Raw genomic sequence first — 21803 nt, 5'->3', positions numbered from 1 at the left:
CTTTCTTAACAGTATCCAATGATATACATTAACATTTTCTTCCTATCAATTATTTCAAAATACTTAGAATACTTCAACGAAAATTATTAAAAAGGCTGTTTTCGTAAATATTGTGACTTTTAAACAAGTCAGGTGCGGTTGATTTCCGCTCCAGATGCTCGCTTTCCGCGGGGATGGCGGTGAGCCTCCTCGGACTTCGTCCTGCGGGGTCTCACCTGTCCATCAGTTCCCGCAGGAGTCGAGCATCTTCCGCTCCAATCAACTATCGAGGATAAAAACCAAAAATTCACTGGATTAACTACTTGTTCTTCTTCTGAATAGTAGTGATTAGCGTAATTCAAGTACATTTCCCTTGATCCATTGCTATAACCATTTTTTACTCCTCAGCATCAAATTACCGTAGATACTTACATTAAAGTCTAATAACAGCAACAGTCTATGTGAAAAGAACCATTAAAAAAGAAGCTTATCTCCACAGGATAAGCTTCTTACACTCCTTTTTATCGTTACTTTCCTCCTGCCGTCACACCCTCATCAAGGACTTTCCCTGAAGTCCAGCTCCGGACAAATAATCCGGTATAGATGAAGAACGTACCGATCATGACGATCGACCCGATATAGACACTCATCATGGTCGGTATGAGGAAGGCGCCGATGATGATGGTGGACCGGGCAATCATGTCGGCCCCGCTAAAGGAAAGGTTTGAAAAGGCTGAGTATGATCCCCGTTTGTCGCTCGGGATCATGTTGGCCTGTTCCGCGTTTCGGATCGGTGAGTAAATCAGTTCACCCATTGTCGCAATCAGGTTGAATGCAACCAACACGTACCACGTATTTGCAGAAGTAATGGTCATATAGCCTATTCCGTACAGAAGCAGCCCGACTAACAACGCATGCTTCTTGTTCATTCGGTCCGTAAACCGGTTGATGATGAATGTAAAGCATACGACAAGGAGCATGTTCTGGATGTTCAGGATACTCAGCATCCTCACCCCTACGATTTCAAAACTCCCCACACTTACGGCGTCGAATGTTTCAGCGAGCCTGATGCCGATATAGCTGTTCAAAGAGAATTCTGCCGCAAAAATGAAGGTGGAGCCGAAAACCACTTTCACGAAAGCAGAATCACGAAAGGCAACACGATAATTGCTGATAAGATCCACAAAGACATTTTGATGCTTCTTTTGAAGCTGATCTTTAAAATGATCCTGCAGCCAGATTCCATATGCGATCGGAATCATCGTCGACGTGAATGTGAGCATCATGAATAATTCTGTTTGATGATTGATGTAGAGTAATCCTCCAAGTGCCGCCCCGATTGCCATCGACAAGTTGACGAGCCAGTAATCCAGGGCATAAACGGCCTTCCGGTTTTCAGGCGTCGTGGAATCGATGATGATGGCGTGCATAGCCGGGCGGCCCAGACTGCTCGTAATGATGAAACCTATGTATGCACCTGCAAACAGCCAGATAAGATTCTCTGCCGGCAATAAGCTGACCGTCATGATCAGGAAGAAGAAAGCGTTCAGCCAGGATGTGGTCAGCAGCACTTTCTTCCGGGGAAAGCGATCTGATATATAACCGCCTACCAAATTGATGAAAAATCCGATCACCACTGTTGTGATCAGGAATGCCCCCGCCCAAATCTTGTTCAGTTCCTGTGCAAAAAACAGGGCCATAAATGGCATGACGGCTGATGATACGGCACGATTAAAAAATGAGGTGATCATCCTCACTTTAATATTCTGAGGTAATTCTTTCCACTTCATGTTGTTCCCTCCCCTTGTTTACTGTATATTAAACTAGACGAAATATTATAAAAATAGACACTTTATATATTCATGTCCCCTTTTAGGAGGAAACACACGATGGAGAATAAATTACTCACCCTTTGGAGGTACTATCCTTCTGGAAATATCCGAGTCGAGGAAATCTCTGAAACCCTTCAATTGAGCCTGAAGCAGACGACCCGCTACTTAAAAAAATGGAATGAAGAAGGATGGATGGTCTTTACACCGGGTCGCGGCCGTGGCAATGTTTCGAAGCTTTCCTGGAAAAAGGATGTGGAAGAAGCGTTTGAAGAAGTAGCCATGAAGGAGATCGAACAGAAATCTGTCGCAGAAAGCAGTAAATATCTGATGTACGAATGGTCCACCGATACGAAGCTGCGGTTGATGAATCAATTTCATACGAAGCTTGGATTCATCAGGGAGTCTGCGGACAAGCTGATCGTCCCGAAAAGGCACCCCTTTTTCTCCATCCACCCGCTGAAGGCAGCCGATGTCCTCAGTGCCCATCTCGTCGCGAATGTGTTCAACAGGCTTGTCTCCATCACTGAAAATGGAGACATCCTCCCGGAACTCGCCCACAGCTGGGATGTGTCGCCAGAGAAAGCTCGTCTTTATTTACGGAAAGACATTACATTTCATGACGGGTCCTCCCTGACGGCAAAGGACGTGGTCGACTGCTTGGACAGAGTCCGACATGATCCCCATTACAAAGGACTATGGACGCCGGTCGAAAAGATCGAAGTCAAAGCGCCACACGTCATCGATCTTCACCACCCAAGCGGATGCAGCTACGTACTCCCGATGCTCAGTATGATGTATGCAAGCATTTATAAAGAAAATAAGGGACGCGTCCTTGGTACCGGCAGCTTCTCCATTGAAGAAAACAAGGATGAAAAGACGACGCTTGCCGCCTTTAAAAATCATTTCAGGGAAAGGCCCCTTCTTGATGCCGTGGAATTCGTCCAGGTTCCCCATGATTTTAAAGGGATGTACCAGTCACATCACGAACAACATGATGGGGATTCGGTTGAAGTGGAAAGCGACTCAGGCTTCGGAATCGTTGTCATGGACCCGACACGGGACTCAGACATCCGGCGGAAAGAAGTGAGGGACTTTCTCCACTGGATCATCGCGAAATACCGTCACAGCATTTCAGATTACGAACCCCGTGCCGCAACGAATGACAAAAGCACATTGGCAGGACAGGATCAACACATGCATATCAGGGAAGCTCGAAGACCGTCCTTCACTGCCCCCATCGTAATCCGTGGTGCCAAACATACAGCAAGGACAACACAGTGGCTCGTTGACGTCTTCGAAAAAGAAAACATTCCGGTGGACCTTCAGTGGTTTTCATTCAAAGATACGCTCATCAAGCACCCGAAAACACTTGAAGTGGACCTATTCATTCACGGAGAGATTTTCGAATCCAGCCAAAACTTTTCATTTTACCATTTCATGATGAACGGCTTTTCCCCGCTGCACCACATCGTAGAAAAAAGTGAAAAGCTGAAGGGCGCGCTGGCCGCTTACCCCCACACACCTTTTGCACAATGGACAGAACTGAACATGAAAGTGGAAAGAATGCTCATGGAAGAATCGATCATGATCCCACTCTATTACGAAAAAAGGTTCATCCCCTTTACCACCGATATCATGAACATCGAAATCAAACATTTTGGATACGTGGATTTTTCAAAGCTGTGGGTGCGCCCCGTGGTGTGATAAACGAAAGAAGGAGCCGTACTTGGGGCACGGCTCCTTCTCTTTATCTATTTCTATTTTTCTTTCCTGAATAGAGGTTCCAACTATAATAGACGATCCAAAAGACGATGACCGGAATATAGGCATAGTGCTGATTTTCCGGAGGAAGGTTGTAGATCAAGATGAAGGATAATATGAGAAATGGGGGCATGAGGATCCAGTATGGTTTGTTTTTGAGTCGTTTCATTTGTGGGCCTCCTACAATCCGTCACGCTCGTACGGTTTATTTTTGTTATTTTTAATGACGATAATCCTCTTTATTATCTATATTGGCCACATCCTTATTCTCAACACACCCACCCGTTTCAAAACCTTAAAAAAGGGGAATATGGCTATGAATCAATCGAGAGGAGGAACAACCATGATTGGAACTACAGGAGCGATTGTTTATTTTATCATTCCTCTATTAGTCATTGCAGGCATCATCGGAATCACAATAAGCTATTTTAGAAGAAAAGCAGATCGAAAGAAAAATTTTTAATATAGACATCCAATTGCAGCTGCCTTCTGGAGGATTCCCCTTCTTAAGATAAGGATGGTATAGGGGGCCTCTTATTCACGCCAAATACATATCAGGTTATAGTGATGACCCCCTGCCAGTACAGCACACCAACCGTAACGTCAACAAAAAGCATTCGATTATGGCGAACTTCTTGTCCTGCTCTTTTATATGCTGTATCAAACCATACAAGCTTCGTACCATCCAAAAAGCGATTAATAACAGCCAGCCACCTCTGTCATTCTGTTTATCTTCAGCATGATCACCTCCTGATGAGCTAAAATAGTGGCTCCTCCTTATGCGTCACCCTTACGCAGAACGGGACAATCAAAACGTATAAGAATACCACTATAACGTGAAAGACGAAGGAAGACGCTGTCGGTTTCAGAATCATAGACAAAGCAAAGCTTATGGGAATGAGTGCCGTCACCCCGAATATCCATTTTACCGATCCAGGGGTGAAATATAGTTCCTGACCGCAGTGCTGACAGTCAAAAGCATGCCGCTTCTTGATCATCAACGCTGAAAACATTTTATGCCATGAGAGCTTACCGTCACATCGGGTGCATCGTGCCATACGTGAACCTCCTTCACATGTTTGCCGCCTTGGTGCCGAGCATAGTCAGATTCATCTTCTCTTTAAATACGCCAGATTCGCTCATTCCTGATAGTGCGTCCGTCATATCCTTTTCAAAGGGTTCAACATCATCACCTAGAAACCATCCTTTGGAGTAACACTCTCACCTTTCACACCAAAATCCCCACAATCTCCCGGATAACCCCTTCCACTTCACCCTCACTCTGAATGACAAACAATCGATCTGCTTCTCCTTCAACCGGATCCCCAGTGTCCTTAAAATAGGAATGAGACTGTTGCCTTCTCAATACTTCTTCGAAGGACGTCTCACTCCTGAAGATGGACTTGCTCCGCTCACTGTTTGCCACCCGTTCTTTAAGGACCTCTTCCGGGGTGTCGCAATGGACAAGTATGGTGTGAAAACCGTTTTCTCGGAATTGTTTCAAACGGGCTGCCCTTCCACTTTTGCTAAGGTTTGAATTACACAGAATCATATGATGGGAGGTTTCCTGAATCGCATAGTCCACCACTGCTTGACTGATGGCATATTTCAAAGTATTCGGGCCTTCTGATGGAAGGATATGCTTATAATGGGTGTTGATGAATGCAGCATGATTGTCCTGATCAATCACAACCGAATTCATCAATTGTTTTTCCAACTTCTTTGCGAATGTTGTTTTGCCGCTGTGGGTTTTTCCTACGGTCATGATGAAAAGTCTTAACATGAAAGGTTCTCCTTTTCATTGGTGTTGTGTTCTAACATGCTTTTAGTTCATCGCGTACACTTATCTATAAAACCCGACCATCTCCATCTCAAGCAGCCAGCTATCAACTGCAGCCCGGGGAAAATAATAACTGTTTCCGATTCTGATATTCGGGATTTGACTGCTTGTTGTCCCGTCTCCACCATCTCTCGGCATGATGATTGCCAACTCTTCATCTGTAATGCCGAGATACTCCTTCAGCTCCCCCGGCGTTAATAATTTTTTCTCTTGCAGCACGATCTCGGTCTTCACTTCTTCTTTTGCCGCTGTTTCTTCTTGTTTCATTCCATCTGCAATCAGCCAGCTTCCTATGACAATTGCAATGGCCAGCGAAAATACGGCTATACTCATCACATACTCTTTCATGTTAAGCCCCCTTCTTAGTTTGCTTTATTGTATTCCTTAAAGAATAATCGATCTTCTGACACTTTATCGAGCTTTATTAATTTGTAGTCACTGACATATCCATCATTACTGGCATACATCACCGTCGCAGTCACGACTACCTGATCAAACTTGGACCTGACATCCACACTTGTGGTGATATAATCATTCGGATCATCATTGGCTCGGTAATAAATATAGGTAGAGGTACCGGTTTGAATGAGTTGATATCCAATATGGTCCTCATTTCCCTCTATCTTTTCCCGGATGGAGGATGGCGCATTTTCTAACGTTATATCTTCATAGGGGACCCTTATCCCTGCGTATAAATAATAGAAGATCAATGCCAGGATGATGACAGATAGAATGATGCTTCTTCTCATTCTGGATTCATTTTCTCAGTACCTCTTATGAACCCGATCAGCAGGACAGTACCATATACATTGAAGAGGATGCTGACTCCCAGAACTGTTGCAAATATAGGGGTTGGCAGTACGACCAGCAATGATACTAATAGACATGCCAATCCTGATAGCACAAACACCATACCTTTTTTCATATCATGATGTCTCCTTTCCTTGTAATCTTTAAACCTTGCTTCATGCATGCTTGATTTCATCAACCTGAATACCTGCACTTCGCATCTTCATTTCCGCTTCTTCTTCGATCAGCCTTTTCAATTCGGAAAGAACCGGGTCAAAATCGGTGTGTTTCCCCATCATAAAGCTCATCCCGTATTCAACATCAAGCCACGTATCAATGTCTGCCTCGTTATGCTGGATTTGGACTTCAAGTTTATCCAGGGCATTGGCAACCTTCGCTTCATAGGATTCTTTCCGTTCGAACTCTATCCACAAAGCATGGATATCTTCCCCGATAGCCCCTGACAGCGTGTCCCTGATCCGGTCGATCGCTTTTAATTCATTGGCCTGTTTTTCTTTTTTCCTCTCCTCATTATCCATTGTATAAAAGGCAGGAATATCTCTAGCCTCTGCTTCGACCAGGTCGTGAATGATGATCATTTTCAATAGTTTCGTTATATCGACTCTGTCTGTTAAATACGGTTCGACCAGCACAGCCATCAATGATACCCGCCACGTATGCTCGGCGACACTTTCCTGCCTCCCATCTGACAGCCAGCTGTGTCTCAATTCGCTTTTCAGCTTTTCCGCGAGCTTGATGATTTTCAGGATGTTTTGCAGATTGGTTTTCATATGGGTTCCTCCATTCAACAAGCGTCTATTATTCCATTATTGCAGGTTTACTTTCTGTCGCATTACCTTGTAGATCCACTCAATAACACAGTCAGCACGGTCTAGATAAACAGAGTGTCCCGCGCGCTCAGTAAAGATCAATTCACTACAAGTAGAAAGTTCCGCCTGTTTCGTTATTAAATCTTCCCACATTTCTTCAAAACACCTTAACTCCCATTCCGGAATCCCTGACTGCAATTGGGACTGAATGCTCCACTCTTTATCACGTCCCATGACGATTAACGGAACATCAGGGAACTCCCCAAGTCCTTGTATCACTTTCGCATCTTGTTTCCAGCACTGAATTTCTGATGCCATCGCTTTGTAAAGAAGGGGATTTACTTGAAAATCAATCAGTCTATTTTGCAGAGTCTTTGGAAACTTCTTTTGTTGATCAGTTAAAGAAGGCTTTATGATTTTTCTTAATTGCTCCTGGTCCATTGCAGCGTATCGTAAACATTTCTCTATCCATTTCTCGTCAGATTCTTCATCTAACATCGGCAGATCCAATTCGTCTAAACGGGCCAGATCCGTAGACGTGGAATCAACAAGGACCATGCCTGCTACCTTATCCGGGAATAGTCTGGCAAAGTGTTGCGCACTTAACCCACCATAAGAATGACCTACCAGATACACAGGTTCATTTATTTCATAATAGGCAAGCAGTTCATACAGCTCTTGAACAGTCGCTTCTGTATTCCTCTTCCGAACTCCAAGCTCACTTTCGCCAAGTCCGGGCCGGTGATACATGAGAACCCGGTTTGTCACGCCTAACACCTCAGTCACTTCATGCCATTCATCAAATGAGCACCCCATACCGGTTAGAATGACAACGTATGGTCCGGTATTCCCTTTAAGAAGCACCTCTAATTTATTGTGGTGTACTTGAACTTGATGATAGATTTCTGCCACCACCTTTTCAGACATTCATTGTTTCTGTGTTTTTCATATACGGGTTTAATCGAAGGAGGTTGCCTTTTTCTATCCATCCCTCCACCCCATCTTTTTTGACCAGATCATAGCCTGTGCAGCTGCTGTCTAAAACAGAAACGATGTCCCCTCTTTCAACAGTGATCTGACCACAAGAAACACCAGTCTTCCCTTGAAATTGTCCATCTTCTCTTTGTTGGATATACTCATTTTTCACAAGAAGCCGCGTATGGGTATCCGGCTGCTCGCACAGTGTAAAGTGCTCATATTCCTGGATCCGCTTGAGCTCATAATAAGGATAGGTAAGTGCACCGTTCATTTGCCGATCGGGTTCGAAATCATTTTCCACTTCGTATTCCGGGAATTTGTCTACATACGTATAAGAAAACGTATCCCCCGTCGCGGCTCTATGAATGATGAATGCATTCAACTGACCTGTGTGTTTAATGACATTCCCTCCGTCGATGGCAATGATTTTCTTCTCATGGTCAACAATGGGATTGTTTGAAGGAATATGGGTAGCGTAATTCACGACCGGCCAGTGCCCGACTATGACATATTTGTCAGCCTGGTGGGATCGATCGAGGAATGAAGGCATGGTGATGGCAGCGAGCCGGTCCGTTTCCTTCCAATCTTCTCGATTTTCAATCCCTGCATGGACAAACACATAGTCTTCCGTATCAATCAAAGTAGGCAGCTCCATGAGCCAATTGATTTCATCCATATAATGCCTCGTCAGGATCTCCTTGATTTCCTGGACGGTGGTAGCATGATCCATGACAAAGCCGACTTCTTCAAGCCACTCAGCAATAAGAGTATGCTTCCTTGCATGTAAATAACCCATCAACTTAGGATTCTCCTCAAGCAGGTCTTCCACCAACGTGTCACAGTTGCCCTCAATCACATACACATGGGGGTGGCTTGCTTCAAGCTCCATGACAAATTCGACAACGCCTTTGCTGTTTTCACCTTTTTCACAAAGATCCCCGTTAATGATCAGGTAGTCTTCTTCCCCTACATCCACTTTTTCGAGCAGGTTTTTGAAAAGCTCCAGTTCCCCGTGAATGTCCGAAACCACGATTACCCTTGCATCCTCAGGAAGGGGCAACTCTATTTTCTTGTCCAATGGTGTTTCCTCCTCACGTCTAAAAGTTGAATGTCTGCTTAATCATTTCTGCCACTTGCGAGGGCTCAAGGTTCTCATTGTTGATCCGCAAATAGTGCTTCTCTTTGATTTCCCCTTCTACAGAGTTCAAACGGAGTGTATCCATCGTGCTTAAGAGATGCTGTTCCGACTGCTCAATATTTCTCTTCGTCGGTTTTTCCTGGAGACGGTAAGGCGTCCGGTTTCGTTTCAGCCTTTCTTCAACTCCCGCTTCCAGCTCGACAAAATAGATGTCCGCGCCTTTCGACCTGAATGTATCGCACATTTTCCCGACCGCTTTCCAGTCACTTTCTTCATTAAATGCCCATACAAACGTGAAGATCATCCCTTTCTGGTCACCGGCTGCGAAAGTGTTGAATACTTCCTGCCGAAACAATCCTGATAATTTCCACATTTCAGGCCCGAATCCGAAGAAGGGCTCCAGTAAATCAATGGTCATATGGTTGTGAAACAGCTTCAATCCAGTGATTCTCTCAAGCTCACGTCCGACCGTCATCTTCCCGACAGCCTGAGGACCGAAGAGTAATACAAATTTCATATTTGAATCTTTCACTGTTTGATTCTGATTTTCCGTCACTTTATTCAGTAAATCTTCTATGCTCCCAGTGCATGTTTCCACTTCAGGCAAATGATAAAAAGTCGTCGTTTGTGAGAAGTCGCTTACTTCATCGTTTGGTGAGTAGATGATCACCCGTTTATTGAGTCCGAGCGCCAGTCCCAGTTCTACATGGCTCCCTTTCCCACCCGGCAGGATAAGGATGACAATATCAGATTCGGCAATCCCATCCTTTTCTTTTTGTCCGATTTCCATGAGGTCTTCAAGTGTCACTGCCTTTTCATTTCTTGTCCAATCATATGTATGCTTCCAGCCCGATTGCTTCAGCCGTTCACTTATTTCACGTACCTGTTGTTTATTGGCGAAGCTTGAAGCAAGGTAAAATTTCATGATGTTCCCCTTCCTTATCGGCCTCTCTCTATTATGTCGACTGACATTCAAATGTTCCCGATAGCCACTATCAATTATTTCAAAATATTCCAAACAACTCAATCCTTTATTTCACAAAAAAAGGAAGCACATTGAATACAAAATGAGCTTCCTGGTTTCTTTTTAATAATGTATGACAAAATCAGCACGGCCAATCGGGTCGCACGTTTTCACATAATGGTCTTCCGCCTTCCAATACCTGTTCTCGAATTTCCACAGGTTCTGTTGAGTGGATTCGGATTCACGTGCGTAACGCTTTTCCCTCGGACAGTCAAGGTAGATGATCGTATCAAAATATTCTTTCCATTCTTTGCGTTGCAGGAACACGCCTTCCACGATGACGACGCACTTTTTCGGAAGAGTGATGCGTTTAAACTGTTGAGTATCACTTTCGCTATTATAATAAGGCAGATGGAGTTCATCACGATCCTTCAATCCATCAAAGAAATTTCCTCGCAGCCACTCCGTATCCCACTGTAATTGATAATACTCATACCATTCCTCATGGCCGGTACCATACCTGCGGGCACGCTCCACAATGTGATCGTCAATATGAAAGATGCGAAACGGCAATGCTTCCTTGGTTAAGGCCGTTTTCAACTCATTTACAAGTGTAGTCTTCCCTGAACGGCTTAAGCCGTCTATTCCTAGGATGAACCTTGAATGCAGTTGATGGGAAGAGATGAAGTGGACCAGGTCAAAGTCGGTGTTCACTCTTTTCACTCCTTCGTGACGAAATGTTATCTTTACCTATATCTTACTCTTCAGGATAATAAATCACCATGCTCAAACGGGTCAATTCGCTGCCCGGATTTAAATATGTATGAGCATAATCCGCCTTGAACTTAATCGAATCGCCCGTTTCTAACATATGTTCCTTCCCTTGAACGGTTAATCTAAGTGTTCCGCTGAAGACAGTCACACACTCAATCGTCCCAGGGCTGTGTGGGGCTGCTTCTAGTCTTGCATCCGGATCCACTTCCACCTCATACATTTCAAAAGGCTTTCGATCTTCGTATGTAAAAGAAGGAAACAGCCGGTATGCTCCATCCTGCTCAGTAAGGGGGGATATGTCATTTTTCCTTACGAGTTCTGTATCGGGAAGTTCGTATTTCATCAGTGACGTAAAGGGAATCTTTAATCCGTTGGCAATTTTCCACAGCGTAGAGATCGTTGGGTTGGATTCATCTTTTTCAATTTGCCGGAGCAGGCTTTTACTTACACCTGTCACTGACGCCAGCTCATCTAAACTCATCTTTCGTTTCTTTCGGATCGTTGTCAGGTTTTCTGAAATGATGCCTTGAATATTTTCCAAATGTAAAACCTCCTATTGAACGGGATCGTTTCCATAGTGTACAATGAAATCAATATAATAAACAATTTGTTCATTATAATAATTTTATCATAAGATAATGGCGGGTGATAGGTGTGAAGCGTCTTCATTACAGTTGGATTATTTTAGTCATTTGTTTCTTCTCGATTATCGTTGCCGGAATTGTCCGCTCTTCCTCAGGTGTCTTTATCGAGCCTTTCGAGAACGAATTTGGATGGGACCGGTCTGTCATTTCCCTCGCCTTTGCTGTGGGTCTTTTTTTATACGGAATTTCAGGTCCCTTTATGGCAGCACTAATAGAAGTGCTCGGTTTAAAGAAAATCATGCTCCTGTCGATGGGGACCTTGTTTTTTGGAACACTCTTTACTTTCGTCATGAATGAGCCTTGGCAGCTCATTATTATTTGGGGAATCGTCATTGGCCTCGGGTCCTCACTTTTCCTGACAGTTCTTAGCCCCTATGTCGCCAATCGCTGGTTCGTGAAACGAAGGGGCCTTGCAGTAGGAATCTTAACTGCGAGCACCGCAACCGGACAGTTAATACTTCTACCCATACTGGCCATCATCATTGACCATTATTCCTGGAGGGGAGCCATCAGCCTCATTTCCAGCCTAAGTATCGTCATGCTCGTCATCATCATCCTTTTTATGAAAAGCTCTCCAAGTGATATCGGCATTCAACCATACGGTAGTGAAGAGAACGATAAAGAAAACGAAGAAAGTACAAAAAAGAATCCGATCATCATCGCATTCAATGGATTGACGACAGCTATTAAGGTGAAAGAATTTTGGCTGCTGGCGGGAAGTTTTTTCATTTGCGGCCTTTCCACCAGTGGACTTATCGGAACTCATTTTGTCTCTTATTGTTTAAGTTACGGAATTCCTTTAGTGACGGCTGCTTCATTGCTTTCCTTTATGGGGATTTTCGACCTTGTCGGTACTACTTTATCCGGTTGGCTGTCTGATCGCTTTGACAGCCGGTGGCTCCTGTTTTGGTATTATGCCTTAAGGGGAGGCTCCCTTATTCTATTGCCCCTTGCCTTATCTGAAGGTTCGGTGACTTTGCTGATGATTTTCTCCATTTTCTATGGACTCGATTGGATTGCCACCGTTCCACCTACGATTAACATCTCGAGGCAGATCTTTGGCGTTTCCAAAAGCGGTATCATCTATGGCTGGATCTTCGCCGCCCATCAAGCAGGCGCTGCCGTTGCCGCCTTTGGTGCCGGAGTCATATTCAACAGACTCAGCTCATACACCTGGGCCTTCCTCATGGCCGGCATATTCTGTGCACTCGCAAGCCTCTTTGTCATCATCATCAAGAAACGTCCAATACAAGAGGGACGGACCTCAAATTCCAGCTAAGAATCCCGCCATATGGGGATTCCTGCCTAAAAACAGAGGTCCGTCCCTCTTCTTTAATCTTTCTTAGGACGGTTGTAGCCTTTTTCCTGGTATGGCTGGAGTTTGGTGAGCCATTTTTCTTTGAGGTCTTCGAGCAGTTTCTTTTTGTTATTGGTTTGGAGGTCTTTTTCTTTGATGCGTTCGAGGATGTCGAATTCGAATGCGTCTTCCCCGTATTGTTTCCAGTCCTGCTGAAGCTCTTTATTCTGATGACTCCCGAGGTTCAGCTCGAATCTCAGGCCGTTCAAGGATTTAAGGTTTGGGGAACTCCCGACAAACCGTTTTCCATTTTCTTTATTGACCAGCTGATATACACCGCTCTCCGGCTTTTCTTCTTTTGCTTTCAGCTTCATTTCCTTTTTACTGTCCACTTTCATTCCCTCTCCCTCTTTTGGATGCACCACTTCATATTGGCTGCCGTCATCATGACGGGACAGGAGTCCTCTGTCTACAAGCTCCCGCCTCAACAGTGCATAATCTTCGTAAACCTCACTTAATATCTGATTGACTTCGTTCTCAGAGTATTTCTTCCCGTAATGGAACAGGCCCATGATCTCGGATAAAACTTTCTCCTTCTCGTACTCCTTGATCTGATAGGTTTTCAGGCGGCCGTCTTCTTCTGAGAATAAACGTGAGATCTCATCTGACGGTTCAATCGGCTTTTCGATCTCGTCGGCGCCAATATCCTGCGGCACGCCCATCTGTTTATTCAACAGCGACATCAATGCGCCCATCACTTTCGCCTGTCGCTCCTTTTTCCGAAGCACAAAACGATGATTCCGGACTGTCGACAGACTCCCGATGTTCAACTCTTTCTGGATTTCCCCATCATCTTTCCCTTGATAGATCAGCTTCAGCATCTTGGACTGCTGTTCCGTCAGGCCTGTATGGTCCTTTCCTCCTGAAAGGAGCACATCAAATACATCCCCGTGCGCTTCCTTAATATGAAGCTCCATATAGTACCACGCTTCATACAATTGTCCCTCCACCTGATAAATCCTGCCTTTGGCCGCTTTCTCTACACAAAATATACAAGCGAAACCTCTTTCGTCTTCCGTATACCCCTTCTCCAATACTTCAATGGAAAGGTCCTGATTAAAATAATTGTTCATAATTGCCCTCCGTCATGATTGATTGTTTCCATCATACTATTTAAACAAAATAAAAACAAACACTTTTTAATTATGTTTGTTTTTTTACAAACTAATTAACATAAAGTTTATAAAACAACCCACACTCACATCACAATCCTATCATTCGCATTCTTCCCCACCTCCCTTTAAAATGGATGATAAGTAAAAAACAGCTATTAAGAAATGAGGGTTGAAGGATGAAATTGACCGGAAACACGATTTTAATTACCGGGGGAGCCTCCGGTATCGGCTACGCTTTCGCAGAACGTTTCATACAGAAGGGAAACCGGGTCATCATTTGTGGTAGAAATGAACAAAAACTTGAGGCAGCCAGGGAAAAACATCCGGGCATCGTTACAAAAGTATGCGATATAACCGAGGAAACAGAACGGATTGAGTTGTTTGACTGGGTCACTACTCATCATCCTGAAGTGAATGTACTTGTGAACAATGCAGGGATCCAACAGCGGTACCATGTTCTCAACACCGACGTTAAAGAGGATTGGCGCTACTACAACAAGGAAATCACCGCCAACATCGAGGCACCGATGCATTTCGCTTTCTTGTTTGCTCCCTTTTTCAAAAACAAACCTTATGCCGCAATCGTTAATGTAACGTCTGGTCTTGCCTACACACCGATGGCGATTGCCCCGATCTATTCAGCGACCAAAGCAGCACTTCACTCTTTCTCAACAAGCATCAGGCTGCAACTGTCGGATACAGGAATAGAAGTGATCGAAGTAGCCCCGCCGGCTGTGAATACAGATCTTGGTGGAGTCGGCCTTCATACATTCGGTGCACCGGTTGATGAATTTGCTGACAGCATCTTTCAAGATCTGGAGGCAGGTAAAACAGAAATCGGATATGGCAGGTCTGCACATGCGATGAAAATGTCGAGGGATGAAATCGACCAGGCTGTCGAAGAAATATATGAGAACACCAAGAAGAGCATTGAGTAAGCGAATACCTATCAAAAGGTCCGTCCCTGGGGGCGGACCTTTTGATGAATCTGACAATCGCAATCATTCTTTCATTCATGCAAAAAACTTAGTTTATCCATTAGACAAACTAATTTACTTTTGATATAATTCAGTTAATCATTAAACAATTTAAAAAGGAAAAGGGGGAAGAGGCAGATCATGACTCTTTTTGGAAACGCTTTATTTTTTTACGTTGAAATGAAAGCGTTATCCATCCGGTTCATGAGACACATCTGTCTTCAATCATTATGACGAAACAAAAAGGTTCGCTGTACATTTTGTCCATTACATTGGTTGCCACTCTTGGAGGCTTGCTCTTTGGTTATGATACGGCTGTCATTTCCGGTGCAGAAAAATCAGTTGAAGCCTATCTTATCCAAGGCTTGGGCTTGAGTTCTTTTTTACACGGCGCGACGATTTCCTCTGCGCTTATCGGATGTATCATCGGCGGGATTCTTTCCGGTTACTTCTCTTCTGCTTTCGGACGCAAAAGATCCCTTATCATCGCTTCGATTTTGTTTCTTCTATCGGCCCTCGGATCTGCTTATCCTGAAATCTTCTTTTTCACGAAGGGTGAACCGACGATGGGCTTGCTGTTTGCTTTTAACTTCTACCGGATTATAGGGGGAATCGGGGTAGGATTGGCTTCTGCCATCGTTCCTATGTATATCGGAGAAATCGCACCTGCCGCCATTCGGGGGCGGCTCGTTTCGTATAACCAATTCGCCATCATTTTCGGTATGCTCGTCGTCTACTTCGTTAACTGGGGCATCGCAAACGGGCAATCACTCGCTTGGATCAATGATGTCGGCTGGAGATACATGTTTGCCTCTGAAGCCATCCCTGCCCTTTTATTCTGTGTATTCCTATTTTTCGTCCCGGAGACACCACGATATCTATCTTTGAAAAATAAAGATGATCACGCACTTCAGATCTTAACGAAAATCAACGGAGCTGCAGTCGCTAAATCAATCCTGAGTGATATTAAACAATCGGTGAATGTTTCAACTGAAAAGCTGTCAACATTTGCATACGGTAAGACCGTGATCATCATTGGGATCCTGCTCTCCCTCTTCCAACAATTCGTCGGGATCAATGTCGCCCTTTATTACGCGCCACGGATTTTTGAAAGCATGGGGGCTGCCAAGGATGCTTCGATGCTGCAAACGATAGTCATGGGTTTGATCAACGTCATCTTCACCGTGATCGCCATCATGACCGTCGACAAATGGGGGCGGAAACCATTATTGATCATTGGATCGATCGGGATGGCCATCGGGATGTTCGGTGTATCCGGACTTGCCTTTGCTAACATTATCGGTATCAGTACCCTGCTGTTCATCATTGTATATACCGCTTCTTTCATGATGTCCTGGGGACCGATTTGCTGGGTGTTGATTTCTGAAATCTTCCCGAACCGGATTCGCGGGCAGGCAGTGGCTATCGCCGTCGCTGTTCAATGGGCTGCGAACTACCTTGTTTCCTCCACTTATCCTATGATGATGGAGTACAGCGGTGGATTGACATACGGCATCTACGGAGTAATGAGTATCCTTTCAGCAATATTCGTCTGGAAGATGGTGCCTGAAACGAAAGGGAAATCGCTCGAACAAATGGAAGATCTGTGGAAAGCGCCAGTCCCGAAGAAATCAAAAGCGGTATAACCGTACATCGGGGCATCTGTTCAGATACAGATGCTCCTTTTTCTTGAATCCATACGAAGAGGTGAATCACTATGAAAATTGAAACATACGATTTGGAAAACGGTTGGACAGAATATACATTAAGTCATGAAGACATGTCTGTCAGTCTATTAAACTACGGGGGAATCATCACGAAATGGATGGTGCCTGATCGTGAAGGCAAGGTGGAAAATATCGTCCTCGGTTACAAGGATATACAGGATTATCGTAACGATCCCGCATTTCTCGGAGCAGTGATCGGACCTGTTGCCGGGAGAATACAAGGAGCTTCTTTCGAAATTGAAGGAACGCCCTATCACCTTGAAGCAAATGACGGTGTGAATCATCTCCACGGGGGATCGAACGGATTCCATAAGGTTCTTTGGCAATCAGAACCCTTTCACGGAGAAGATAGGGCAGGGATCCGACTGACTCATTGCCGCTCCGATTTGGAAGGTGGTTATCCAGGTACACTTAACGTTTCAGTTACCTACACCCTTACTGATGCCAATGAATTCATCATCGACTACGAAGCCCAAACTTCTCACACCACCCCTCTGACGATGACGAATCATACGTACTTCAACCTACACGGAGATAGGAAGGATACCATCCACCAGCACACCGTTTCAATCGACAGCCATCAAATCCTCCAGTTGGACGCCGACCTCATCCCGACCGGCACCATCATAGACACCAACGGCTCACCTTTTGATTACCGTGAGGGACGGACCTTGCGCGAAGGGATGACAGCCGGGCTCGAACAAACGGTCATTGCCGGCAATGGATTTGATCACTATTTCTTATTGGATCATGAATGTGATCAGAGCATTGTTGTAAAAGATGACACATCTGGCCGGGTGATGACCGTTAAAACCGACCAGCCTGGCTTCATTCTTTATACAGGAAATAATCTGCCGGATGATCTTCCACTTTCTGAAGGACCTTCTTCTCCCTATGGAGGGGTATGCTTCGAGGCCCAGGGCTCTCCCGCTTCCCTCCACCATGACGGTTTGCCCGGGATCATTCTACGTCCAGAAGATACTTATAAACAGCGTACCGTGTTTCGATTTTCGACAGACTGATCCAACAAAAAAAGCCAGGGATGCGGATGTATAATGCATTCCTGGCTGTTCTATTACTTTTTAAGACTCAATAGGCACCCCTGATATGAGGATGCACCCTTTGCTTATAAAAGTCGTGAAGTTTCTGCATTTCTTCCTGACTGAAGTCTTTTACATGCAGGGCGGCGAGGTTATCCTCTACCTGCTTTACATTGCGGAAGCCTGGGATTACAGTGGTCACCTCTTCTTGTTGAAGGATCCATTTGATGGCAGCCCTTGTCCGGTTTCCTCTTTCATGACCAATCCAATCCAGTTCATCGCTCAGTTCAACGCCGGTTTGAAACGCCAGGCCGCCGAATGTTTCCCCGACATTGAATGCGTCCCCGTTGCGGTTAAAGTGACGGTGATCATCCTGCTCAAACGTTGAATTCTTCGTAAACTTACCAGTTAAAAGCCCACTGGCCAATGGGACGCGGGCAAGGATCCCGACATTCCTGTCAGCTGCCATCGGGAACAGCTTCTCAAGCGGCTTCTGCCTTAACAGGTTGAAAATCACCTGCAATGAACTGACCTGTGTCTGTTCGAGGCAGAAAATACCTTCCTCTATCGTTTCTACGCTGACACCATAATGGCGTATTTTCCCTTCATCCTTTAATTTCTCCAGTACCTCGAATACCCTGCCATCTTTCAGTATTTCCATCGGCGGACAATGAATCTGGTAAAGGTCGATCGATTCCCGATTCAAGCGTCTCAAGCTGTTTTCACAAAAAGCTCTTACCCGGTCCATTGAATACGTCTCCGGATCATGGATGTCTCCGCTCCGGCAAAATTTAGTCGCCACATGCACCGACGATTCCTTTCCCTTTGTCGCCTTCGCCAATAATTCTTCACTATGTCCGTCCCCGTAAACGTCGGCAGTATCAAAGAAGTTCACCCCTTCGTCCATGGCCCGGTCCAATGCGTCTAACGCTTCACGGTCATTGACCTTTCCCCATGACCCTCCGATTGCCCATGTGCCAAAACTCAATTCACTTACCTTCAGATCTGTATTCCCTAACCGATTATATTTCATCGTGTTTTCCCAACCTTCCTCATGATTTGTCCTGTCAAACAGGGAAGGCCGTCCCGATCATGCTCCAGTGAATCAGCGTGATGTTGAGACAGCCTGCCTTGACCTTGTGGATTTACTTTCGGAATTTGACCAACTTATCGTTCATTGACTTGGTAGCTTGATAAACGTCTTGATACACCTCAAACAACGCTTTATACACTTTAACCTTCTCAGGATCAGGCAGGAATTCTTTTTCTACGGAAATGAATTCGGCTGCACATTCTTTTAATGAAGGGAACCAGCCGCAACCGTAAGCGCCAAGCATGGCTGCCCCTACTCCCGGACCTTGTTCACTTGCAAGCTTGACAATCTTCGCATTGAAAATGTCTGCCTGCATTTGAAGCCACTCTTCGTTCTTCGTTCCTCCGCCTATCGATACGATGGTGTTGATTTCCTTGCCGTTCCCGCGAAAGATGGCGAGTGATTCATTCAATGAGAATGTGATTCCTTCCATGACAGCACGGATGAAATCTTTTCTTTCATGTGAGCGATCCATCCCGATGAAGCTTGCCCGTATAGCAGCATCAGCATGAGGCGTCCTTTCGCCTGACACATAAGGAGTGAAAAGGAGTCCATTGCTTCCTGCAGGAACACGCCCGACGTCACTCATCCATTCCTCAAACGATTCATCCTTACCGGACACTTCTTTGAACCAGCTCAAGCTGTCTCCGGCAGCAAGTGTGACCCCCATCGTATAATAGCCATCCGGCGTACCGTGGTTGAAATAATGCACTCTCCCTTGAAAGTCTTTATCGTCGCTTGATTCATAAGATAATACGACACCAGACGTCCCGATACTGCATAATGTCTTGCCATCTTCAAGGATGCCGGAACCAATCGCCCCGCATGCATTGTCTGCCCCTCCGGCAATGACGGCCGTGGATGCTGAAAGGCCAGTTGAAATCGCCATTTCAGAGGTGACGTTTCCTACCTTCTCATAAGAAGCGACCAGTGGAGGGCAAAGTTTCTCATCGATTCCGAGGATGTCACAGATCTCCTTGCTCCACTCTTTTTTACTGATATCCATAAGCAGCGTCCCGGCAGCATCAGAGTAGTCCATATGCAATTCACCTGTCAGTTTATAGCGCACATAATCTTTCGGAAGGACAAACGTCTTTGCCTTCTCATAGATTTTCGGTTCATGTTTTTTTACCCATAATAACTTCGGCAGGGTGAACCCTTCCAATGCCGGATTTTTAGTGATTGCAAGCAGGCGCTCTTCTCCCAGTGCCTCATAAATATCCCTGCACTCTTCTGTCGTTCTCGTATCATTCCACAGGATCGCCGGACGCAGCACTTCATTGTTTTCATCCAGCAGGACAAGGCCGTGCATCTGTCCAGAGAAACTGATGCCCTCGATGTCCTCCGGGTTCCCCTTGAAATTTCGTAAAAGGTCCGAAAGCCCGGCTGCCGTTTGCTCTACCCAAGATTGAGGATCCTGTTCGCTGTATCCTGCTTTCTCCTGAATCACAGGATAACTCTTCGATACTTCATCGATGATCTTTCCTTTTTGATTCATGAGCAAGAGTTTCACTGCACTTGTTCCGAGATCAATCCCAATGACGCATTTCATGTCCGCACCCCCAGCTTCTTCATTCTCCTGCATAAGCCTTCAACAAATACTGGTTGATCGTTGCCTTGATGTTTTCCAGACGCCCTGATTGATGCTTGATCTCAGTTAATCCGAGCGCATGCTCCTCGAGCTTATGGAAATCGGCTCTGCCTTCGACGATATCAAGACCGATGCCATCTGTATAACTCTTATAACGATTCTCCACTACACCGTCCAATACATGATCTTCAATCAGCTTATGAGCAACCTTTAAACCGACTGCGAAACTGTCCATCCCGGCGATATGTGCATGGAATAGATCTTCCGGCTCGAATGAACCCCTTCTGACTTTCGCATCGAAGTTCAATCCGCCCCGACCAAGACCACCGTTTTTCAGAATTTCATACATTGCGAGTGTCGTAGAATACAAGTCAGTCGGAAACTCATCTGTATCCCATCCCAATAGTGGATCTCCCTGATTCGCATCCACCGATCCCAGCATATTGTTTACCCGGGCATAGCGTAACTCATGCTCGAATGTATGTCCTGCCAATGTCGCATGGTTCGCTTCAATATTGAACTTGAAGTGATCCTGCAGACCGTAATGTTGCAAGAATGCATAGCCTGTCGCCACATCGAAATCATATTGATGGGTCGTAGGCTCTTTCGGTTTCGGCTCAATCAGGAATTGGGCATCGAAGCCGATTTCTTTCGCATAATCAACCGCCATATGAAGGAAACGTCCCAGGTTATCCATCTCAAGCTGCATATTCGTATTAAGGAGTGTTTCGTATCCTTCACGGCCTCCCCAGAACACATAGTTTTCTGCACCCAACTCTTTCCCGACCTCTAGGCCCTTCTTGATCTTCGCTGCCGAGTAAGCAAACGTGTCTGCGCTATTCGACGTCGCCGCACCATGAATGAATCGTGGATGTGTGAAATTATTGGCCGTATTCCACAGCAGCTTCGTTTTGCTATCTTTCATATATTCCTTAATCATACTGACGATGGTATCAAGATTTTGATTCGTCTCTCTCAGATTGCTTCCTTCTGGTGCGATATCTATATCATGAAAACAGAAGAACGGGACATCCAGCTTCTCAAAGAATTCAAAAGCTGCTTCCACCCTCGCTTTCGCTAAATCCATTCCAGTGAACTTATCCCAAGGGCGTATCATCGTGCCGCTACCGAACGGATCAGAACCGTCCATCGTGAAGGTGTGCCAATAGGCTACTCCAAAGCGCAGGATCTCCTCCATCGTTTTATCGCCGATTTCTTCCTTTGGATTATAAAATTTAAACGCAAACGGATTGGTAGAATTCGAACCTTCAAATTTGATTTTGTCGATGTGTTGAAAATATGCCATTGATCGTTCCTCCTAAAATGTAATGTAGCACACTGCTTAGTCATGCGAGACACCGCAGTCGGTGCGGT

The 21803-nt window shown here is 45.2% G+C and carries 22 protein-coding genes and 1 pseudogene; 5 read left to right on the top strand and 18 right to left on the bottom strand.

Features of this window, described 5'->3' with window-relative positions:
• Window positions 1-506: 506 nt before the first annotated feature.
• The gene (locus KH172YL63_RS03580; RefSeq protein WP_173104827.1) at window positions 507-1769 is read right to left on the bottom strand and encodes an MDR family MFS transporter; all 1263 of its coding nucleotides are present in this window, start codon (window positions 1767-1769) and stop codon (window positions 507-509) included.
• A 99-nt stretch (window positions 1770-1868) separates the two neighbouring features.
• Between KH172YL63_RS03580 and KH172YL63_RS03575 the strand changes: the two genes are divergently transcribed.
• The gene (locus tag KH172YL63_RS03575) at window positions 1869-3515 is read left to right on the top strand and encodes an ABC transporter substrate-binding protein (RefSeq protein ID WP_173104826.1); all 1647 of its coding nucleotides are present in this window, start codon (window positions 1869-1871) and stop codon (window positions 3513-3515) included.
• 43 nt (window positions 3516-3558) lie between these two features.
• Here KH172YL63_RS03575 and KH172YL63_RS03570 read toward each other — a convergent pair whose 3' ends face one another.
• The 13 genes and pseudogenes from KH172YL63_RS03570 to KH172YL63_RS03510 form a co-directional block, all read right to left on the bottom strand.
• Window positions 3559-3741, bottom strand: a complete 183-nt coding sequence (locus KH172YL63_RS03570; RefSeq protein ID WP_173104825.1) for a hypothetical protein — start codon at window positions 3739-3741, stop codon at window positions 3559-3561.
• Between the two features lie 589 nt (window positions 3742-4330).
• Window positions 4331-4630 carry a TIGR04104 family putative zinc finger protein gene (locus KH172YL63_RS03565; protein ID WP_173104824.1) on the bottom strand — a complete coding sequence of 100 codons (300 nt, stop codon included), beginning with the start codon at window positions 4628-4630 and terminating at the stop codon, window positions 4331-4333.
• Window positions 4631-4800: 170 nt separating this feature from the next.
• A complete protein-coding gene (locus tag KH172YL63_RS03560; protein ID WP_173104823.1) occupies window positions 4801-5355 on the bottom strand; it encodes an ATP-binding protein in 555 nt (184 codons plus the stop codon).
• 60 nt (window positions 5356-5415) lie between these two features.
• Window positions 5416-5760, bottom strand: coding sequence for a DNA-binding protein (locus KH172YL63_RS03555; RefSeq protein ID WP_173104822.1), 345 nt, complete (start codon window positions 5758-5760; stop codon window positions 5416-5418).
• Window positions 5761-5774: 14 nt separating this feature from the next.
• Window positions 5775-6161, bottom strand: coding sequence for a hypothetical protein (locus tag KH172YL63_RS03550; RefSeq protein ID WP_173104821.1), 387 nt, complete (start codon window positions 6159-6161; stop codon window positions 5775-5777).
• On the bottom strand, window positions 6158-6337 hold the full coding sequence (locus KH172YL63_RS03545) for a hypothetical protein (RefSeq protein WP_173104820.1): 180 nt from the start codon (window positions 6335-6337) through the stop codon (window positions 6158-6160). Before KH172YL63_RS03545 ends, KH172YL63_RS03550 begins: the two co-directional genes overlap by 4 nt.
• A gap of 40 nt (window positions 6338-6377) precedes the next feature.
• Window positions 6378-6992, bottom strand: a complete 615-nt coding sequence (locus KH172YL63_RS03540) for an HD domain-containing protein (protein ID WP_173104819.1) — start codon at window positions 6990-6992, stop codon at window positions 6378-6380.
• A gap of 36 nt (window positions 6993-7028) precedes the next feature.
• Entirely contained in the window at window positions 7029-7958 is a 930-nt protein-coding gene (locus KH172YL63_RS03535) for an alpha/beta fold hydrolase (RefSeq protein ID WP_173104818.1), read from the bottom strand.
• A complete protein-coding gene (locus tag KH172YL63_RS03530; RefSeq protein WP_173104817.1) occupies window positions 7951-9087 on the bottom strand; it encodes a metallophosphoesterase in 1137 nt (378 codons plus the stop codon). The genes KH172YL63_RS03535 and KH172YL63_RS03530 overlap by 8 nt, the downstream gene beginning before the upstream one ends.
• Before the next feature lie 19 nt (window positions 9088-9106).
• Window positions 9107-9664: an AAA family ATPase gene (locus KH172YL63_RS03525; protein ID WP_173108040.1), complete on the bottom strand. Its 558-nt coding sequence runs from the start codon at window positions 9662-9664 to the stop codon at window positions 9107-9109.
• Window positions 9665-9799: 135 nt separating this feature from the next.
• Window positions 9800-10072 (bottom strand): annotated as a pseudogene (locus KH172YL63_RS03520) (nucleoside 2-deoxyribosyltransferase); the annotation flags it as partial.
• 162 nt (window positions 10073-10234) lie between these two features.
• On the bottom strand, window positions 10235-10834 hold the full coding sequence (locus KH172YL63_RS03515; RefSeq protein ID WP_442858751.1) for a kinase: 600 nt from the start codon (window positions 10832-10834) through the stop codon (window positions 10235-10237).
• A gap of 34 nt (window positions 10835-10868) precedes the next feature.
• Entirely contained in the window at window positions 10869-11426 is a 558-nt protein-coding gene (locus KH172YL63_RS03510) for a helix-turn-helix domain-containing protein (protein WP_173104815.1), read from the bottom strand.
• A gap of 113 nt (window positions 11427-11539) precedes the next feature.
• On the opposite strand from KH172YL63_RS03510, the gene KH172YL63_RS03505 reads away from it, so the two are divergent.
• A complete protein-coding gene (locus KH172YL63_RS03505) occupies window positions 11540-12808 on the top strand; it encodes an MFS transporter (protein WP_173104814.1) in 1269 nt (422 codons plus the stop codon).
• Between the two features lie 53 nt (window positions 12809-12861).
• Here the strand turns inward: KH172YL63_RS03505 and KH172YL63_RS03500 are convergent, their stop codons facing one another.
• Window positions 12862-13959 (bottom strand): DUF2087 domain-containing protein, encoded by a 1098-nt coding sequence (locus KH172YL63_RS03500; RefSeq protein ID WP_173104813.1) that lies wholly within the window; start codon window positions 13957-13959, stop codon window positions 12862-12864.
• A gap of 218 nt (window positions 13960-14177) precedes the next feature.
• Here KH172YL63_RS03500 and KH172YL63_RS03495 point away from each other — a divergent pair, with 218 nt between their 5' ends.
• The 3 genes from KH172YL63_RS03495 to KH172YL63_RS03485 all read left to right on the top strand — a co-directional run bounded on the left by KH172YL63_RS03495 (window position 14178) and on the right by KH172YL63_RS03485 (window position 17727).
• Window positions 14178-14939 carry an SDR family oxidoreductase gene (locus KH172YL63_RS03495; RefSeq protein ID WP_173104812.1) on the top strand — a complete coding sequence of 254 codons (762 nt, stop codon included), beginning with the start codon at window positions 14178-14180 and terminating at the stop codon, window positions 14937-14939.
• Between the two features lie 254 nt (window positions 14940-15193).
• The gene (gene xylE, locus KH172YL63_RS03490) at window positions 15194-16624 is read left to right on the top strand and encodes a D-xylose transporter XylE (RefSeq protein WP_269475215.1); all 1431 of its coding nucleotides are present in this window, start codon (window positions 15194-15196) and stop codon (window positions 16622-16624) included.
• Window positions 16625-16695: 71 nt separating this feature from the next.
• Window positions 16696-17727, top strand: a complete 1032-nt coding sequence (locus tag KH172YL63_RS03485; RefSeq protein ID WP_173104810.1) for an aldose epimerase family protein — start codon at window positions 16696-16698, stop codon at window positions 17725-17727.
• Window positions 17728-17794: 67 nt separating this feature from the next.
• Here the strand turns inward: KH172YL63_RS03485 and KH172YL63_RS03480 are convergent, their stop codons facing one another.
• From KH172YL63_RS03480 to xylA, 3 genes are all read right to left on the bottom strand, one after another.
• Window positions 17795-18778: an aldo/keto reductase gene (locus KH172YL63_RS03480; protein WP_173104809.1), complete on the bottom strand. Its 984-nt coding sequence runs from the start codon at window positions 18776-18778 to the stop codon at window positions 17795-17797.
• Window positions 18779-18890: 112 nt separating this feature from the next.
• Window positions 18891-20390, bottom strand: coding sequence for a xylulokinase (xylB, locus tag KH172YL63_RS03475; RefSeq protein ID WP_173104808.1), 1500 nt, complete (start codon window positions 20388-20390; stop codon window positions 18891-18893).
• Between the two features lie 19 nt (window positions 20391-20409).
• Window positions 20410-21735, bottom strand: a complete 1326-nt coding sequence (xylA, locus tag KH172YL63_RS03470; RefSeq protein ID WP_173104807.1) for a xylose isomerase — start codon at window positions 21733-21735, stop codon at window positions 20410-20412.
• Window positions 21736-21803 lie beyond the last annotated feature (68 nt).

This window comes from Bacillus sp. KH172YL63 (assembly GCF_011398925.1).
Classification (GTDB): domain Bacteria; phylum Bacillota; class Bacilli; order Bacillales; family Bacillaceae_B; genus Rossellomorea.
This window is presented reverse-complemented; position numbering and strand designations above follow the sequence as displayed.

Excerpts from the sequence above, each read along its gene's own strand:
- xylB (WP_173104808.1), bottom strand. The coding sequence starts at position 20,390 with ATGAAATGCGTCATTGGGATTGATCTCGGAACAAGTGCAGTGAAACTC.
- KH172YL63_RS03545 (WP_173104820.1), bottom strand. The coding sequence starts at position 6,337 with ATGAAAAAAGGTATGGTGTTTGTGCTATCAGGATTGGCATGTCTATTA.
- KH172YL63_RS03525 (WP_173108040.1), bottom strand. The coding sequence starts at position 9,664 with ATGAAATTTGTATTACTCTTCGGTCCTCAGGCTGTCGGGAAGATGACG.
- KH172YL63_RS03560 (WP_173104823.1), bottom strand. The coding sequence starts at position 5,355 with ATGTTAAGACTTTTCATCATGACCGTAGGAAAAACCCACAGCGGCAAA.
- KH172YL63_RS03480 (WP_173104809.1), bottom strand. The coding sequence starts at position 18,778 with ATGAAATATAATCGGTTAGGGAATACAGATCTGAAGGTAAGTGAATTG.
- KH172YL63_RS03500 (WP_173104813.1), bottom strand. The coding sequence starts at position 13,959 with ATGAACAATTATTTTAATCAGGACCTTTCCATTGAAGTATTGGAGAAG.
- KH172YL63_RS03535 (WP_173104818.1), bottom strand. The coding sequence starts at position 7,958 with ATGTCTGAAAAGGTGGTGGCAGAAATCTATCATCAAGTTCAAGTACAC.
- KH172YL63_RS03565 (WP_173104824.1), bottom strand. The coding sequence starts at position 4,630 with ATGGCACGATGCACCCGATGTGACGGTAAGCTCTCATGGCATAAAATG.
- xylA (WP_173104807.1), bottom strand. The coding sequence starts at position 21,735 with ATGGCATATTTTCAACACATCGACAAAATCAAATTTGAAGGTTCGAAT.
- KH172YL63_RS03495 (WP_173104812.1), top strand. The coding sequence starts at position 14,178 with ATGAAATTGACCGGAAACACGATTTTAATTACCGGGGGAGCCTCCGGT.
- KH172YL63_RS03540 (WP_173104819.1), bottom strand. The coding sequence starts at position 6,992 with ATGAAAACCAATCTGCAAAACATCCTGAAAATCATCAAGCTCGCGGAA.
- KH172YL63_RS03575 (WP_173104826.1), top strand. The coding sequence starts at position 1,869 with ATGGAGAATAAATTACTCACCCTTTGGAGGTACTATCCTTCTGGAAAT.
- KH172YL63_RS03550 (WP_173104821.1), bottom strand. The coding sequence starts at position 6,161 with ATGAGAAGAAGCATCATTCTATCTGTCATCATCCTGGCATTGATCTTC.
- KH172YL63_RS03570 (WP_173104825.1), bottom strand. The coding sequence starts at position 3,741 with ATGAAACGACTCAAAAACAAACCATACTGGATCCTCATGCCCCCATTT.
- KH172YL63_RS03580 (WP_173104827.1), bottom strand. The coding sequence starts at position 1,769 with ATGAAGTGGAAAGAATTACCTCAGAATATTAAAGTGAGGATGATCACC.
- KH172YL63_RS03555 (WP_173104822.1), bottom strand. The coding sequence starts at position 5,760 with ATGAAAGAGTATGTGATGAGTATAGCCGTATTTTCGCTGGCCATTGCA.
- KH172YL63_RS03485 (WP_173104810.1), top strand. The coding sequence starts at position 16,696 with ATGAAAATTGAAACATACGATTTGGAAAACGGTTGGACAGAATATACA.